The following is a 15,140-nucleotide window of genomic DNA, read 5'->3' as shown; positions in this document are numbered from 1 at the left end:
AGCTTCCCCTTGATGTTGGACACCTGGAGACTGGGACGTGAGGTTCCAGAGGAAGTAGTGCCAGGTGGGAAGCAAGAGCAACCGCAGCAGGCGGTACTCGGAGGAGTTCAAGCGCGACGCGGTCGCGCTGGTCCGCTCCTCCGGCAAGACCGTCACCGAGGTGGCCCGGGAGATCGGGGTCAGCGCCGAAGGGCTGCGGAACTGGGTCAAACAGGACACGATCGACCGCGGACAGGGGACGCCGGGCGAGCTCACAAGCGCGGAGCGGGAGGAACTGCGTCGGCTGCGGCGGCAGAACCGTGAGCAGGCCGAGACGATCGAGGTGCTGCGAAAAGCGGCGGTCTTCTTCGCGGGGGAGAGCGATCGATGAACGATGTGTATGCGTTCATCGAGGCGGAGAAGACCACCCACCCAGTCGCTCTGTTGTGCCGGCTGCTGAAGGTGGCCCGCTCCTCCTTCTACGCCTGGATGGCCGGCGAGCAGGCCCGCGCCGCCCGCCGGGCCGCCGACGACGCCCTGGCCCACGAGATCACCGTCTTGCACATCGCCTCTCGGTGCACCTCCGGGGTGCCGCGCATCCATGCCGAACTGCGCAGGCTGGACCGGCGGGTCAACCGCAAGCGAGTGGAGCGGATCATGCGTGAGCGCGACATCACCGGGGTCACCCGGCGCAAGCGCCGGTCGCTGACCCGTCCGGCGAAGAAGGCGGTGCCCGCTCACGACCTGATCGGCCGCGACTTCACGGCCGCCGCCCCGGGGCGGAAACTGGTCGGTGACATCACCTACATCCCCACCGACGAGGGCTGGCTGTATCTGGCGACCTGGCTGGACCTGGCGACCCGCGAGATCGTCGGCTACTCGATGGCCGACCACCACCGCGCATCCCTGGTGGTCGACGCACTGACGATGGCCGCCGGCCGCAGCGACCTCCAGCCCGGCTGCATCGTGCACTCGGACCGCGGAGCGGAGTACACCGCTGACGAACTCCGCCGGGAAGTACGCCGGTTGGGGCTGCGGCAGAGCATGGGACGAACCGGCTCGTGCTACGACAATGCCGCCGCCGAGAGCTTCTTCGCGCTGCTGAAAGCGGAGATCGGCACTCGCCGCTGGCCCGACCGGATTACCGCCCGCGCGGAGATCTTCACCTTCATCGAGACCTTCTACAACCGCAAGCGGCTGCGGAGGCATCCAGTCTGGGGCTACCTCACCCCGCTGGAGACCCGGCAGCGACACGAGCAAGAACACGCCCTCGCAGCGTAAGCATCGAGTGTCCAGCATCACGGGGAAACTTCACCAGTGCGCGGAGTTGGAGGACGGGTTCGTACCGAAGTTCGCAGTGGAGCTGGATGTAATGATCATGCTCGCCGGCAGCGTCGTTGACCTCGAACTGCCGGGCAAGGTCCAGTGTGAAGACGCGCGGGCCCTCGAAGGAGTGGGTCCCGTACTGGAAGAGAAGACCATCAGCGTCGGGTGTGCCCGCGGTGTCGAAGCGTTGCGAGCCGAAGCAAACGAACCTAAGCCACACCTCGTCCAAGTCCAGGTCGGCGAGGGGCTGTTGCCCAGGGCTCAGCTCATATCGAAGTCGCTCCTGGGCCTGGTCTATGGGCAGTCTCCTCGACATCCCTACCGCCCGCGCCGCCGGCACCGAAAGTGCCGGACCATCCGGCCTACCAGCAATCATGGCGGTGTTCACCGCCGCCGACCGTCCGCTGCGTGCGCGGCAGGTGTGCGAGGCGATGGACGTGGCGGTCGCGCCCAACAACATCAACAACGTCCGCCTCAAGCTCAAGCGGCTGGCCGACCGCGGGCTCCTGGCCGAGACCGAGCCAGGCTTGTTCACCCAGCCTCGACCGTAGTCGCCACCACCTGCCCGCTTGTCCCGCACGAAACGAAGAATCGGGCATCAGGTCTCATACCGCCCTCTGAACAAGGCTGGCCGACGCCTGGGAAGCGGCTGGCGGCGCGGGGACCTGAACAACGCGGAGTATCGCGAGCTTTGGGACCAACGCAACGCTGCTCTGAAGCAGTTCGTTGCTCAGAGGCGGCTTTGAGTAGACGCTGAACTTCCGCGACGGTGTACGGCTCCACAACGGGAAGAGAAGCCCCTGCCCGAAGCCCCCGGAGCCGGAGCAGCCGGGCAAGGTCCTCGATCTCATGGCCGCCCTCAACGAATCCGTCCAGCAGGCCAAGGCCTCCCGCGGCGAGGCGCCGACGTCCACGAGATGCCGAAGAAGAAGACCGCGAAGAAGCAGCCAGCCAAGAAGACGACAGCGAAGAAGACCACGAAGAAGACGGCAGCACGCCGATCACGCAGCGCCTGGGACTGACCGCGGAAGACAACGGCGCCACCCAGCTCCTGCAGACCGCCGGCGTCTCGTCGGAGACGGTCCACCGGTCCGTCGGAACCCGGCTGAGCATGGGTGCCTCCCAAGCAGCCGAACGCATCGCCTGGACGCCCTACTCCCGCAAAGCCATCGCTATCGCGGAGGCACGGTCCGAGCAGAACGGATCCGACCGCATCGACTGCGACGACCTGCTGATCTGCCCTGCCCAGGTCGGCCGCGGAGCGGCCGCCAACGTCCTGACCGAGGCCGGCTTCGACCCAGCTCCTCCTGTGTGTCCTCGACTGTCGGTACCGCCTGTCGACGCGCTGACCCGGCGACGGATAGCGCAACGCCCCAGCCGGGCACGGCCACTGCGTGCTCGCTACCCGGCGTACCGGACCGCCCTCTTCACCTCAAGCTCCACCCCGGCCCGCATCGCGCCCTGCTCTTTCGCATGCACGGTGACCGCGGCCTGCACGTCTTGGGCAAGGTCGCGCCATGCCTGCCACGCGGTCTCGTAAGCGGGCGGGTCGCCTTGGTCGCGTAGGGCTTGTACGGTCGCGTGCGCCTGGTCGGCGGCGCGTTGCTTCTCCACGAGTTCCTCGAAGGTATGTGCCACATAGGGACCCTAAGCCGTGCACCACCGAGACCCCCCCCCGCGACGTGCGCAGCAGGGAGCTCACTCGTCTACTTCTCGGTTGGGCCGTCGTCGCTCGCGAGCTCAAGCCCGCGGCGCGTGCCAGGCCAGTTGAGCAGCGCCCACGCGGCCCCAGGTCAACTTTTTGTCCAAAAACCGATCGGTTGCTGGACAACGGACCTCAGATGCTTGAGAAAGGGTCCCGCGTGTTCAGCAAGCCTGTTCAACAAGGTGATTCGTCTCAGCTGCCGGAGCGCTCGCGGGGCTGGCCGATCAGCGAGCGCAGCACCGGCACCGTGGAGCCGGCCGCGCTCAGCCCGGCCAGCGCCGCACCCGCTACGGGGATGCCGGTCAGCACGGTGAGACCGTCGACGACCAGCCCGAGCACGAGCGCGGTGAGCAGTACGACGGTGGTGTGCAGGGACAGGAACGGCGGCTCCGCTTCGGGGCCGCTCGGGCCGTGTCCCGTCTCAAACGATCACGTCCGTGGCCGCGGCTCTGACCCGCGACGACCAGATCAGTTGAGACGGAATCAGCCCGTAAATCGCAGACGATCTGGTCCCGGAACCACGAATGCGCCGCGTGCGCTCTGCTGCTGACCAGGGCGTCTCAACCAACATGGCTCGGCAAGACCAGATCACCCGAGACGGGGACCAGATCGCCGGAGACGGGACAGGCCGGGCTGTACCGGCGGCGGTGTCATCTGGGTTGTCCTGTGCCATCGATTCCTACTGATCTTTTCGGGCTGTTGTCGGGTGCTGATCCCCGCGGTAGGTCGGTGGTATGCGGTACGAGCATGAGTACGTCACGCTCGGCGTAGGCGGCGGCGATGCGCCGGGTCCGGGCTGATGGCGTTGGCCTCGACGTACACGCCTCGGAAGGGGTGCGTGAGGACCTCGTGCGCCACGTCCTCCGCCGCGTGCGGCGGGCAGACTGACAGGACGAAGTCCGCTTGCGGCCAGGGCGGATTCGAGGGACTCGGCGGCCTCCAGGTCTGCCTCCTGGGCCCGTTGGAGGCTGGCGGGGCCGCGGCCGGTGGGGACGTACAACGCCCGGGCTCCCGAACGGGGCGCCTGGCCGCCGACTTTCGCGCCCGTGGCGCCGGGATGCAGAAGCGTCAACGTGGTCATGGGCCTCACGTTAGGCGGGGGCCGTCACCGGGCCCGGCGCGCGGTGCCGACAACCAAGCGCGGGCCATGACTTCCCCTCCGTCGGTCCTGTCCTACTGAAACATTCAACAAAGGGATCTTCGCGACCGGTAAAGGTTCTACCCGCATAGATGATCCCGGTGCTGTCATGCTCACGACCGCCCGGAATTCCTGCCGGGCACCGCTCCGGGAGATCCCCCCCCATGCCCCGAATATCCCGCTCCGTGGTCACCGCCCTCTCCTCCCTCGCCCTCGCTGGCGCCGGCCTCACGGTCGCAGCCGGCACCGCGCACGCGCAGAGCTGCAGCCAGGACTACCTCCCCCTCCCCGACCCCACCTGTCAGCCCGGTGCCTTCAACCCGGACGTCACCCAGTCCACCATCGACACCACGATCTGCGTCTCCGGGTGGACCGCGACCGTCCGGCCGTCCAGCTCGTACACCACCGCGCTGAAGAAGACGCAGATCGTCGAGTACGGCTATACCGACACCAGCACCTCGGACTACGAGGAGGACCACTTCGTTCCCCTCGAACTCGGCGGCTCCCCCAAGAGTGCGCTGAACCTCTGGCCCGAGCCGGAGTACGGCACCAAGACCGCCGCCAACAAGGACACCGTCGAGAACAAGCTCAAGAAGGCCGTCTGCGCCGGCACCGTCACCCTCGCCGACGCCCAGGACGCGATCGTCACCGACTGGACGACCGCGCTGGCCGACCTCGGCCTGAGCTGATCCCGTCCGCTCGACGTTGGGGTCGGTCTCCTCCTCCGGGAGTAGCCGGCCCCTCTCGGCTCCCTCTCGCGAGGCAGACCAAGTGCCTCCGCACGGGCGATGTTCTTGAGCATCGCGAGGACGAGTGCGGGGCATAGGAGAGGGGCACAGGAGCTACTGAGCTCGTCGGATTGTTGTCCGGTGCTGGGTGAGGGTGAGTCCGGTGCCCGCAAGGCAGCCGTCGATGAGGTCGGGCCGGAGCTGGATATGACGCAGGCCCCGGCGCAGAGTGCGTTCAAGATGCTCGTCGTCGGTGAAGGCGGTGTTGGCCAGCGGGCCGCGCCGTAACAGCGACCAGATGCCCTCCACCGGATTCAAGTCCGGCGCATAGGAGGGCAGTTGCACGATGGTGAGCCAGTCATGCGCGGCCGCGTACTCACGCATCCCGGCGGCCCGGTGGACGTTGAGATTGTCCCAGATCAAGACGATGGGCGCGCCGAGTTGGATGTGGGCGCGGACGACCAGGTCGCGGTAGTCGCGCCAGGAGAAGCTGTCGCGTCCGGTTCCCTTGTGCTTGCGGTGGCGGCGCGGCCGGTAGATCAGCCGGGACGCCTCGCCCGGCCGGTAACAGCACATGGCGGCGATCGACCAGCGGCGCCAGGACCGGCCCCGCACCCGCACCACGGGCGTATGCCCACGCCGGCCCCAGGTGCGGGCCCGTGGCGGCGTCATCGAGAACCCGGCCTCGTCCTCGAAGACGACAAAGGCCCCGAGCGCCGCCGCAGTCATTCCGCCTGCGGCCACACATCCTTCTTCCACAGTTCGACCGCATGCTCGTCGCGTTCCATGGCCCGGCGCGCGGGAGACTGCCAGGACCAGCCGTGGCGGTGCAGCAGCCGCCATACCGCCGCCATCGAACAGTCGATCCGGAACCTGAAGGCGATCAGGACTCTGATCCGTGCCAGGGTCCACCGCTGGTCCTCCCAGTCGTGCTCGGCGGGCCCGAGGGCCAACTCCTTCTCCAACTCCGCGAACTGGTCGTCGGACAGCTTGGGCAGTTTCGGCGGCCCTGCGGTGGCGAGGGCATCCATCCCGCCTTCCCGCCAGGCACGCCGCCAGCGTTCCACCGACCGCTCACTCACCCGCAGATCCCTCGCGATCACCGCGGTCCTCTCGCCGCGTGTGAACCGTTCGCCCGCCTCGTACCGGATCCGCTCACGAAACTGTCGCCGCTCGGCGGTCAACCCGCCGCCCTGCGCGTACCGCATACCACCGGCCTACCGCAGGGATCAGCACCCGACAACACCCCGAAAAGATCAGTAATGTCGTTTGTCAAGCGGCCAGGGGCGCCGGCGGCGTGAGCTCGTAGCACCGTCCGTCCCGCAGGAGGGCCCAGAGAACGTTGACGCGGCGGCGGGCGAGAGCGAGGACGGCCTGAGTGTGTCGTTTCCCCTCGGCACGTTTGCGGTCATAGAACCGTCGGGATTCCTCGCACCTTCGGATGCTGAACAGCGCGGAGGTGTAGAGGACCCGCTGGAGGCGCCGGTTGTATCGCTGCGGGCGCCGGAGGTTGCCGCTGATCTTGCCGGAGTCGCGGGGAACGGGTGCGACGCCGCCGAAGCCGGCGAGGCGGTCCGGGGTGCCGAAGACGGCCATGTCGCCGCCGGTGGCTGCGAGGAACTCGGCGCCGAGGATGACGCCCATGCCGGGCATGCTGGTGATCACTTCGAAGTGCCGGTGGTCGCGAAACCGGGCCTCGATGAGCTTGTCGAGCTCGGCGACTTGCTGGTTGAGGGCCATCACCTCCTTGGCCAGCGTGTGGACCATCTGGGCGGGCAGCTTCTCGCCGGGCAGGCTGGTGTGCTGACGATCGGCGGCATCGATGGCCGTCTCGGCCAGCTGGTCGGCGCTGCGGACGCTGCGGTTGCGGAGCCAAGTGGCCAGGCGCTTGATGCCGAGCCGGCGAAGGGCGGCTGGTGTCTGGTAGCCGGTCAGCAAGGTGAGCGGGCCGGTGTTGGTGAGGTCCAGGGACCGCTCCAGGCCGGGGAAGATGCCGGTCAGCTGGGCCCGGAGCCGATTGACGGTGCGAGTGCGGTCGGCGACCAGGTCCATGCGGCGGCCGGTGAGGATCTTGAGGTCAATCACGGTCTCGTCGCCGCCGCGTAAGGGGTGCAGGTCGCGGCGGATGCGGACCTGATCGGCGATGACCGCGGCGTCCTTGGCATCGGTCTTGCCTTCGCCGCGATAACTCTCGGAGGCGCGGTGGATGGCCCGGCCGGAGATGTAGTGGACCGGCTGGTCGTGATTGAGGAGGATCGCGATGGCCAGGGCCGCTCCGCCGTCGGCCAGGTCGATTCCCCAGGTCACCTCGTCGGCCAGGGTCAGGACGTCGGTGAGGAGTTCGAGGAGTTCGGGCTCGTCGTTGGCGACGCGCCGCGACAGCAGCCGGCGGCCGCTCTCGTCGATCGCGACGCAGTGATGGTGGGTCTTGCCTGCGTCGATGCCGGCCCAGATCGCGGCCATGGTGCCTCCGTGCGGTGGGTGCTGGGTGCCTCCCGACGGACGACCTCGCTGTCGATTCCCTACGGAGCGATCATTCGCAATTCCTAATTGGCAGCCGAGTCGTCGTGGGGCGTCGGGCGGCCAATCGATGGAAGCCACAAGCGGCAGAAGTTTGAAAGCCACACCTGACGCCCCTGGGTGGGCCAACCATACGAAGGGCTCGCCCTGTCCCGTCAGACAACGTAGGGAACTTTGAGCGGCATCAGCCCAGCTCACCGGGCGATGGGCCGGGTCGGATGGGACCGTCACCGTGCCACGGGCGCAGTCTCGGCCACCAGCCCGGTACCGCCCGGCGGTACTTCTCGTACTCCGCGCCGAACCTGCGCAACAGTGCCGGCTCTTCGTACCACCTTGCGAACGCCCACATCCCTGTTCCGACGAGCAGCCCGTACGCCAGCAGAATCGGTCGGCCCAGCAGCAGTGCCTGCCCCCCCGATCGACGCCGTGACTGCTCCATACATCGGGTTGCGCACATGGCGATACAGCCCGCCCACCACCAGATGCTCAGTGGGCGCGACCGGGGCCGGAGTGCCCAGCCCGTCCACTGCAAACCGCGTGAAGGCGTGCACCAACACCACCGCACCCACCGTCAGTAAGACGACGCCCACCAGCCGTATGGCGAGCGACCACTGACCGGCCTGCCACCCCGTCAACCACCAGGGCACAAGCCCGGCGACTGTGCCCGGAGCGAGCGCCATGAACACCGAGCTCCCCACGACCGCCCTCGATCTGCGCATACGGTCAGCATCGCCGCCGCGCCATGCGCCGTACACAGGACGGTCGGCCTCCGGTATTCACCGCTCAAACTTCCCTACGTTGTCTGACGGGACAGAAGGCGTCGAGAAGAGACTTCATCTTGTAAGCGCACTAGGAAGAGGAACCGACGGAATGCTGTGACCTGCTGGAAGGTGGCATGCGCCGAGTGATGGTCCTGCGTGGACGCGTGGAGATTCCCGGTGGACCTCCATACGCTGGCGGCGTCGGCCTGGGCAGCCATCCCTTGATCCTGGGTGGCCAAGGCGGTCATCTCGTCATGGGGAACCTGTGCTCGGGCCCAGGGGTGCAGGGGCGGACAGCGTGCTGCGGCCGTGCAACCTGCCACGCTCCTCGGGCGTGACGAGGTGGTGAGGGCACAACCCCTCGAATCAGTGATCTGGAGGGGGCAATGCGCGATGCACGCGTCTTCGACGATTTCTACTCCGGCAATGTGCGTCGGCTGACCAGCCAGATGTACGCGATGACCGGCAGTCTCCCCGAGGCCGAGGACCTGGTGCAGGAGGCCTTCGCCCGGGCCTGGCAGAACTGGGAGAAGGTATCGGGCTATGCGGACCCGGAGGCCTGGGTGCGTTCGGTGGCCTGCCGTATCCGGGTGAGCGTCTGGCGGAAGGCGGTCAACCGGCTCACGGCCCACCGCCGACATGGCGTACCCGACAAGGTTCCTGCTGTCAGCCCTGACTACGTAGCGATCGTCGCGGCGTTGCGGCGCATCCCCTACGAGCAACGGCGGGCGATCGTGCTGCATCACTTGGTCGGGTTGTCCGTCGAGGAGACTGCACGGGAAACCGAAGTCGCGCCGGGAACGGTCAAGGCCCGGCTGTCGCGCGGGCGCCAATCGATGGCGCTCCATCTGTCCGACATCGCGGGCGACAGCCCAGGCGGTGCCGCCCGCCCACCCGGTTTGCGGCCGGCGGTCTCGGCACCCGGCATCGTTCCCGCTGTCGCGACCGACGTCCTCGGCTCCGCCGACCAGGAGGTGCACCACCATGACTGAGGACTTCGAGGCCATCCTCCAGGCAGGGTCTGAGGAGCTCGCCGCGCGAACCAGCGCCCGGCCTGCCGCAGTGGTCCGCACTCGCGGCGACGAGCTGCGGCGCCGTCACCGGATGGCCACCGCCGCACTGGCCGTCGCCCTGGTGGCCGCGGTGGGCGGCGGTACCTTCGCCGTCACCGGCCATTCCCGCCAGGCCGCTGCGCCCGAGGCGGTCGTGAGCCCGACCACACCGGCCACGTCCACGGCCCAGCCGACCGTGACTCCGAAGACCCCCAGCGCGGCGCCGGACAACCCGGCGGCCACACACCCGTCGACCCCTTCACCGCCGTGCCGTTCCCTGGTGGTGCCACAAGAGGTCAAGGACGCGGTCACCCAGGCGTACCAGCGATCGCAGCCGGGGCTGGTGCACATCGCCCCGGTCAGGGGCACCTTTTACTACGGCGAGTGCGACGGCGTCTTCTACGCGGGAACCTCCTTCACACCGACGGCCGACGCCACCGAAAACGAGCTGGTCCAGCTCCAGGACGAGGGGGGCGCGGAGAAGTACTTCACCAAGGCCAAGGGCAGCGCGTGGACCTTTGCAGCCGGTGACGGGTTCCCGCGCGATCCCCGGGGCTGCGCCGCCATCCATGAGATCCCGGCACGGCTGGCCGCACTCTGGGGTGACTGCCTTGCCCGGCCCTGACCCCGCCAGACGGCGCCATGCCCGGGACTGGAGCTCCGAAGAAGACGGCGGCCCAGCGGAATCAGGCCCGCGCTGCCTCGCACTGCCGTGCCAGCGGACTTGCGCGGAACGGCCTGGTCGCGGACGGCGGCCGCGTCACATGCGGGAGGTCCTCCGCACCCCACCCCACGTTCCAGACGGGTATCCCCCGGGCGCCAGCGCATACGAACCCGCGACATCGCCCGGCCAGGCGCAGGGCCGAGCGCTCGCCGTACCCGGTCGAGGCCCAGCCGACAAGGAACCTCAGCCCCGCCAGGTAGAGCGCTTACCCGCCAACTGGAACGCTCAGTGTGCGACACGAAGTCGCTCCAGGTAAGTAAGTCCAGCCACGTGAAGGAGGTATCGATCGGCTGAACTTCGGGCCAGTGTCCAAGGTCCGTCCCCGCGCTCCCATGCGTCGCTGGTAACGGCGGGGTGTGAAGCGGAGCGTTCAAGCCCAAGAGCGTCCCGGCCATCGGGAGGCAACAGGTGAGGGGAAGGCTGGACGGGCGAACGCAAGTGAACCCTTGATGATGCCTCGTGACTTTAAGTGGCCGGTTCGTAAGGCAATGTCTGTTTCTGGCTGGGGTGGGAGCAAGGACGCTGGTGGAGGTTCCGTCGGCTATTGCTTCCTGGCGAAGTTGCCGGTGTCGGCCTCGGTGAGGATGCCGAGTTTGACCAGTCGCTTCAGCTTGGCGCGGGTACCTTCGACGTTCTTCGGCAGCAGTTCGTGGCCGAGGGCTTCGCAGACGTCCTTGGCCCGTAGCGGCCCGGTCGCGTGGTTGAAGGCGGCGAGGATGCGGGGGTAGTCCGGGTGCTCGGGCAGGTCCGGCGCGAGGGCCGGGAGCCGGTCGGCGAGGCCGGTGACGGTCTTGCGGGTGATCGTGAGGTGCTCCAGGTGCATCTCGGCCTCCCGCAACCGGGTCTGCAGGCCGTCGATCTGCGTGCGAAGGTCGTCGGCCAGGGCCCGGGCGGCGTCTTCCTGGAGATCCAGGGCGTCGAGCAGGGGCTGGATGTTCACGCTGCCACCGCCTGTTCTTCGCGCCAGGTGGGGGCGTTCGCGCCGGTGAGGAGTCGGGTCATGACATGGGTCATAGCCCAGTAGACGCGGGAGGCGGCGGAGGAGGGGTGGTGCTCGTAGTCGCGGACCAGGCGCCGGTGCAGTATCAGGATCCCGTAGGTCTGCTCGACCCTCCACCGCTTCGGCTGCGGCATGAACCCCTTGTCCTGCGGGTTGCGTGCGACGATCTCGACGTCAATTCCCAGGCCGGCGCCGTGCATCACGACCTGGTTCTTGAAGCCCTGGTCGACCAGGGCTTTGCGGACGGTGTCGCCGGCGTGCTCGGCGACCTGGTCCAGCAGGATGATGCCCGCGGCGTTGTCGTGGGTGTTCGCGGCGAGGACGACGACTGTGATGACCAGGCCGAGGACGTCCACGGCCAGTCCGCGTTTGCGGCCGGGCACCCGCTTGGCCGGATCCCGGCCGGTCGTGGCGGCGGGGACCCCGGCGGCCACGTGGACACTCTGGGTGTCCAGGACCACCAGGGTCGGGTCCTCTAATCGGCGGGCGCGTTCACGTACCTGGCAGCGCAGGAGTTCGTGGATGACCTGGTCGGTTCCGTCGTCCCGCCAGGCGGCGAAGTAGTAGTAGGTCGCGCTCTTCTGCGGCAGGTCGTGCGGGAGATAGGCCCACTGGCAGCCGGTCCGGCCCTGGTAGAGGATCGCGTTCACGATCTCCCGCATGTCGTAGGCGCCCTGGTGGCCGCTGACCGAGCGGTGTCGGTCCTTCCACGCGGTGATCACCGGCTCGATCAACGCCCACTGCTCGTCCGATAAGTCGCTCGGGTACGGCTTGCGTTCACTCACCCGGTCACATCACCAGATCAACAACCGCGGACCGGCAGATTCCGCCCCGCCGCCACACCATCAGGCGACAGCAGATCCCCTCAAAGACTCACGAACCGCCCACTTAAGAGGCCCCGGCCTTGATGTCTCAAGGCAAAGCGACGGTGTTCGGCGTCTCGTTGGCCGCCACCACGGGTCAGGAAGCTGATGGTCGTGGGTGTCGAGGGAACGTCTTGTTGGCACCGGACCTTCGAGGTCTCTTCGAAGAGGGACGGCGCTCGGTGCCTACGGCCGTCAACACTCGCCGCCTGATCACTCGTTGGTGTTGGTGGTGCGAGCCCACCGCATGGTGACTCCTTGATACGCCCGAGCCGCTTGAGCTCCTGCGCAGACCGGGGCCCGTGGGGTGCGCTGGTGCCACGAACGGCTAGGTGTGCTGTCCCGGGACGTTGGTGACAGGCGACACGCCCTTGAGTGGTCCTTGAAAGGGGTGAGGGCCTCTGGGTTCGGTGTGGATTGCGACATCTACAACCGACAGCCAGGAGGCCCTCGTTGTCTCACCGTAACGCCCCGCTGACTCCGACCGGCAGGCTGCGTCTGGCCCGGTGCGTCGTCGACGACGGCTGGCCAGTGCGGCGGGCCCGGAACGCTTCCAGGTCAGCCACACCACCGCCGCCCGGTGGGCCAGCCGCTACCGCCGCCACGGCGTCGACGGCATGCACGACCGCTCCAGCCGCACCCACCACAGCCCGCGCAAGACCCGCATCGACGTTGAAGCCCAGGTCGTGCGGCTGCGACAGGAACACCGCATCGGCCCTGTGCGGCTGGCAGCCCGCACCGGCATCGCCGCCTCCACAGCCCACCGCATCCTGACCCGCCATGGTCTGCCCGCGCTGGCCGCCTGCGACCGGGCCACCGGCGAGCCCGTGCGCCGCTACGAACGCGCCCGGCCCGGTGAACTGGTCCACATCGATGTCAAGAAGCTCGGCCGCATCCCCGACGGCGGCGGCCACAAGGCCCTGGGCCGGGCGGCCGGCCGCAAGAACCAGGCGCGCACCGGCCGCGGCTACCTCTACCTGCACACGGCCCTGGACGATCACTCCCGCCTGGCCTACACCGAAGACCTGCCCGACGAGAAAGCGGCCACCTGCGCCGCCTTCCTGGCCCGCGCCACCGCATGGTTCGCGGCACGCGGCGTCACCGTCGAACGAGTGCTGACCGACAACGCCTGGGCCTACACCAAGAACACCTGGCGCGACACCTGCCGTGACCTGGGCATCAGTCCTCGCTGGACCCGTCCCTGGCGGCCCCAGACCAACGGGAAGGTCGAACGCTTCCACCGCACTCTGCTGGAGGAGTGGGCTTACCAGCGGCCCTACAGCTCAGAAGCCGAGCGGCAGGCAGCGTTTCCCGACTGGCTGGACTGGTACAACTACCACCGACCCCACACCGGCATCCGTGGCCAAACCCCAGCCAGCCGCGTCACCAACCTGTCCGGACAACACAGCTAGGGCCTGTCTGGAGTCGTAACGACGTGGCGGGAAAGAGGGTTGAGGGGTGATCATCGGGCTGGTAACTTGCAGTCGACCGTGACACCGCCCGAGGAGGTGAGACCCATGAACGCTGTATCAACGTGGGTGCTCCCCCTTCCCATCACGGCCGGCGATTGACGTAGGTGTCGCCGGGAGCGCCTCGACAACACGGCACTCCCGAAAGGCAACACCTATGCACTCTCTGCAATTCACCGCCGAGTCGTCGTCGAACGGTATGGTCGAACGCGACTTCATCGTGGGCGGCGTCCCCGGCGTTCTCTGGTCGCCGGCTTCCGGCGCAGCCGATCGCGCACCCCTGGTCCTGATGGCCCACGGCGGCGGCAACCACAAGAAGCATCCGGCGATGTCCGGCCGCGCCCGGCTCCTCGTGACCGGCTGCGGCTTCCACGTCGCCGTCATCGACGCGCCCGGTCACGGCGACCGGCCGCGCACGACGCACGACGAGGCGGAAATCGCTGAGCTGTTCCGGGCGCGGGCGGCGGGCGAGCCGGAAGGCCCGATCGTCGTGCGGTACAACGCGCACTTGGCGGAGCTCGCCGTGCCCGAGTGCCAGGCGACCCTGGACGCCCTCCAGGAACTCCCGGAGATCGGCACCGAGGGGCCGGTCGGCTTCTGGGGCATCAACATGGGCACCGCGATCGGCATACCGTTCGTGGCGATCGAACCCAGGATCACCGCCGCGGTCTTCGGCCAGCACTGGCCCGATGTCCTGGCCGAGAAGGCGAAGCAGATCACCATCCCGATCGAGTTCGATCTGCAGTGGGACGACGAGCACATCTCGCGCGAGGAGGGTCTCGCGCTGTTCGACGCCTTCGCCTCAGAGGAGAAGTCGTTGCACGTGAACTCGGGCATGCACAAGGAGCTGCCCCGGTTCGAGGCCGACAGCGCGGTCCGGTTCTTCGCCCGGCACTTCGGCCGGCCGATCACCTCGCCGGCCTGACGTGCGCGGTTGCGGCGTCCGGCTTGCCAGCCGGGCGCCGCAACCGCGGCCCCGGGTTGAGGCTGCGCATCCAGATGATGGATCCGCGTAGTTGGAGCCCCGCCAGGTAGCTCGCGGGCGTCTTGTCGTAGCGGGTGGCCAGGCCCCGCCACGCCATGCCCGGATCTTGGTGATGCGGCGTTCCACCGTGTTGCGCTCCTTGTACTGCTCAGCGTCATGGGCCACCGGTCGACCGCCGTTCCTGCCGCGCTTCTTGCGATTCGCAGCCTGATCGGCCTTCTCCGGGATGACCGCCTTGATCCCGTGTCTGCGCAGATAGGCGCGGTTCGCTCGCGAGGAGTACGCCTTATCGGCAGCTACCGCGTCCGGTCGGGTGCGCGGCCGGCCCACCGGTCCGCGCACCTTGACCTTCTCCAACACCGCGACGAACCGGGGGCTGTCGGCGGCCTGCCCAGGCGTGAGCACGAACGCCAGCGGGCGGCATCGCCGGTCTGCCGCGAGGGGGACCTTGCTGGTCAGCCCGCCGCGCGAACGACCCAGCGCCGCTGCCTTGAGCCGGGCCCGGCGGCGCCGACGCAGCCGCCGGCGCTCGGCCCGTTCGGACTCACCAGCCAGCGAGTCGACGGTCGCCGGGACGATTTGCCCGGTTTCCATGGCCCCTTTTCCTGCGGCGCGGCCTCTTCCAGCGTCGCCAGGAACTCCGGTTCCACCACCATCCCGGCCGCGTCGTGATGGGAGCGGGCCACCGTGGAGTCCACGCTGACCAAAGACATGTCCGCCTGGCCGCGCCGAGCGGCCTCGGCGATCATCTGCTCCATCAGCGCGGCGAACACGCCGACGTCGCGCCACTGGGCGAAGCGGCCGTAGACCGTCTGCCAGGCCCCGAACTCCTCTGGCACCTCTCGCCATTGGCTGCCAGTGCGGAACCGCCAGATGACGCCCTCGAACTG

At 68.3% G+C, this 15,140-nt stretch carries 14 protein-coding genes and 3 pseudogenes; 8 read left to right on the top strand and 9 right to left on the bottom strand.

Annotated elements, in window-relative coordinates:
- The first annotated feature begins 64 nt into the window (after window positions 1–64).
- From QFZ76_RS00700 to QFZ76_RS00690, 3 genes are all read left to right on the top strand, one after another.
- The gene (locus QFZ76_RS00700; RefSeq protein ID WP_307671841.1) at window positions 65–370 is read left to right on the top strand and encodes a transposase; all 306 of its coding nucleotides are present in this window, start codon (window positions 65–67) and stop codon (window positions 368–370) included.
- On the top strand, window positions 367–1,260 hold the full coding sequence (locus QFZ76_RS00695) for an IS3 family transposase (RefSeq protein WP_307671840.1): 894 nt from the start codon (window positions 367–369) through the stop codon (window positions 1,258–1,260). Before QFZ76_RS00700 ends, QFZ76_RS00695 begins: the two co-directional genes overlap by 4 nt.
- 419 nt (window positions 1,261–1,679) lie before the next feature.
- On the top strand, window positions 1,680–1,856 hold the full coding sequence (locus QFZ76_RS00690; RefSeq protein WP_307671839.1) for a hypothetical protein: 177 nt from the start codon (window positions 1,680–1,682) through the stop codon (window positions 1,854–1,856).
- Between the two features lie 850 nt (window positions 1,857–2,706).
- On the opposite strand, the gene QFZ76_RS00685 is transcribed toward QFZ76_RS00690, so the two are convergent.
- The gene (locus QFZ76_RS00685; protein WP_307671838.1) at window positions 2,707–2,943 is read right to left on the bottom strand and encodes a hypothetical protein; all 237 of its coding nucleotides are present in this window, start codon (window positions 2,941–2,943) and stop codon (window positions 2,707–2,709) included.
- Window positions 2,944–3,202: 259 nt separating this feature from the next.
- On the bottom strand, window positions 3,203–3,349 hold the full coding sequence (locus QFZ76_RS00680; protein ID WP_307671837.1) for a hypothetical protein: 147 nt from the start codon (window positions 3,347–3,349) through the stop codon (window positions 3,203–3,205).
- Window positions 3,350–4,312: 963 nt separating this feature from the next.
- On the opposite strand from QFZ76_RS00680, the gene QFZ76_RS00675 reads away from it, so the two are divergent.
- A complete protein-coding gene (locus tag QFZ76_RS00675; protein WP_307671836.1) occupies window positions 4,313–4,837 on the top strand; it encodes a hypothetical protein in 525 nt (174 codons plus the stop codon).
- Between the two features lie 153 nt (window positions 4,838–4,990).
- Here QFZ76_RS00675 and QFZ76_RS00670 read toward each other — a convergent pair whose 3' ends face one another.
- From QFZ76_RS00670 to QFZ76_RS00660, 3 genes are all read right to left on the bottom strand, one after another.
- Window positions 4,991–5,605, bottom strand: coding sequence for a transposase (locus tag QFZ76_RS00670; protein ID WP_307671844.1), 615 nt, complete (start codon window positions 5,603–5,605; stop codon window positions 4,991–4,993).
- Entirely contained in the window at window positions 5,602–6,084 is a 483-nt protein-coding gene (locus QFZ76_RS00665; protein WP_307671835.1) for a winged helix-turn-helix domain-containing protein, read from the bottom strand. Before QFZ76_RS00665 ends, QFZ76_RS00670 begins: the two co-directional genes overlap by 4 nt.
- A gap of 64 nt (window positions 6,085–6,148) precedes the next feature.
- Window positions 6,149–7,339, bottom strand: coding sequence for an IS110 family transposase (locus QFZ76_RS00660; protein WP_307671834.1), 1,191 nt, complete (start codon window positions 7,337–7,339; stop codon window positions 6,149–6,151).
- Between the two features lie 1,204 nt (window positions 7,340–8,543).
- On the opposite strand from QFZ76_RS00660, the gene QFZ76_RS00655 reads away from it, so the two are divergent.
- Together QFZ76_RS00655 and QFZ76_RS00650 are read left to right on the top strand one after the other, a co-directional pair.
- Window positions 8,544–9,149: a SigE family RNA polymerase sigma factor gene (locus tag QFZ76_RS00655; protein ID WP_307671833.1), complete on the top strand. Its 606-nt coding sequence runs from the start codon at window positions 8,544–8,546 to the stop codon at window positions 9,147–9,149.
- Window positions 9,142–9,834 carry a hypothetical protein gene (locus QFZ76_RS00650; RefSeq protein WP_307671832.1) on the top strand — a complete coding sequence of 231 codons (693 nt, stop codon included), beginning with the start codon at window positions 9,142–9,144 and terminating at the stop codon, window positions 9,832–9,834. Before QFZ76_RS00655 ends, QFZ76_RS00650 begins: the two co-directional genes overlap by 8 nt.
- A 640-nt stretch (window positions 9,835–10,474) precedes the next feature.
- Here the strand turns inward: QFZ76_RS00650 and QFZ76_RS00645 are convergent.
- Together QFZ76_RS00645 and QFZ76_RS00640 are read right to left on the bottom strand one after the other, a co-directional pair.
- Complete coding sequence (locus tag QFZ76_RS00645; protein WP_307671831.1) at window positions 10,475–10,873, bottom strand: hypothetical protein; 399 nt, start codon at window positions 10,871–10,873, stop codon at window positions 10,475–10,477.
- Complete coding sequence (locus QFZ76_RS00640) at window positions 10,870–11,718, bottom strand: IS5 family transposase (RefSeq protein WP_307671830.1); 849 nt, start codon at window positions 11,716–11,718, stop codon at window positions 10,870–10,872. Before QFZ76_RS00640 ends, QFZ76_RS00645 begins: the two co-directional genes overlap by 4 nt.
- 531 nt (window positions 11,719–12,249) lie before the next feature.
- Here QFZ76_RS00640 and QFZ76_RS00635 point away from each other — a divergent pair.
- Both QFZ76_RS00635 and QFZ76_RS00630 read left to right on the top strand, forming a co-directional pair.
- A pseudogene (locus tag QFZ76_RS00635) lies at window positions 12,250–13,208 on the top strand (IS481 family transposase).
- A 214-nt stretch (window positions 13,209–13,422) separates the two neighbouring features.
- Window positions 13,423–14,190, top strand: coding sequence for an alpha/beta hydrolase (locus QFZ76_RS00630; protein WP_307671829.1), 768 nt, complete (start codon window positions 13,423–13,425; stop codon window positions 14,188–14,190).
- A 58-nt stretch (window positions 14,191–14,248) separates the two neighbouring features.
- Here QFZ76_RS00630 and QFZ76_RS51590 read toward each other — a convergent pair.
- Window positions 14,249–14,784 (bottom strand): annotated as a pseudogene (locus QFZ76_RS51590) (IS5 family transposase); the annotation flags it as partial.
- A gap of 73 nt (window positions 14,785–14,857) precedes the next feature.
- Window positions 14,858–15,140, bottom strand: a pseudogene (locus QFZ76_RS51585) (transposase); the annotation flags it as partial.

It is taken from the genome of Streptomyces sp. V4I2, from assembly GCF_030817655.1.
Classification (GTDB): Bacteria; Actinomycetota; Actinomycetes; order Streptomycetales; family Streptomycetaceae; genus Streptomyces; species Streptomyces plumbiresistens.
Note: the sequence above shows the minus strand (reverse complement) of the source record. Positions and strands in the feature narration are given on the sequence as shown.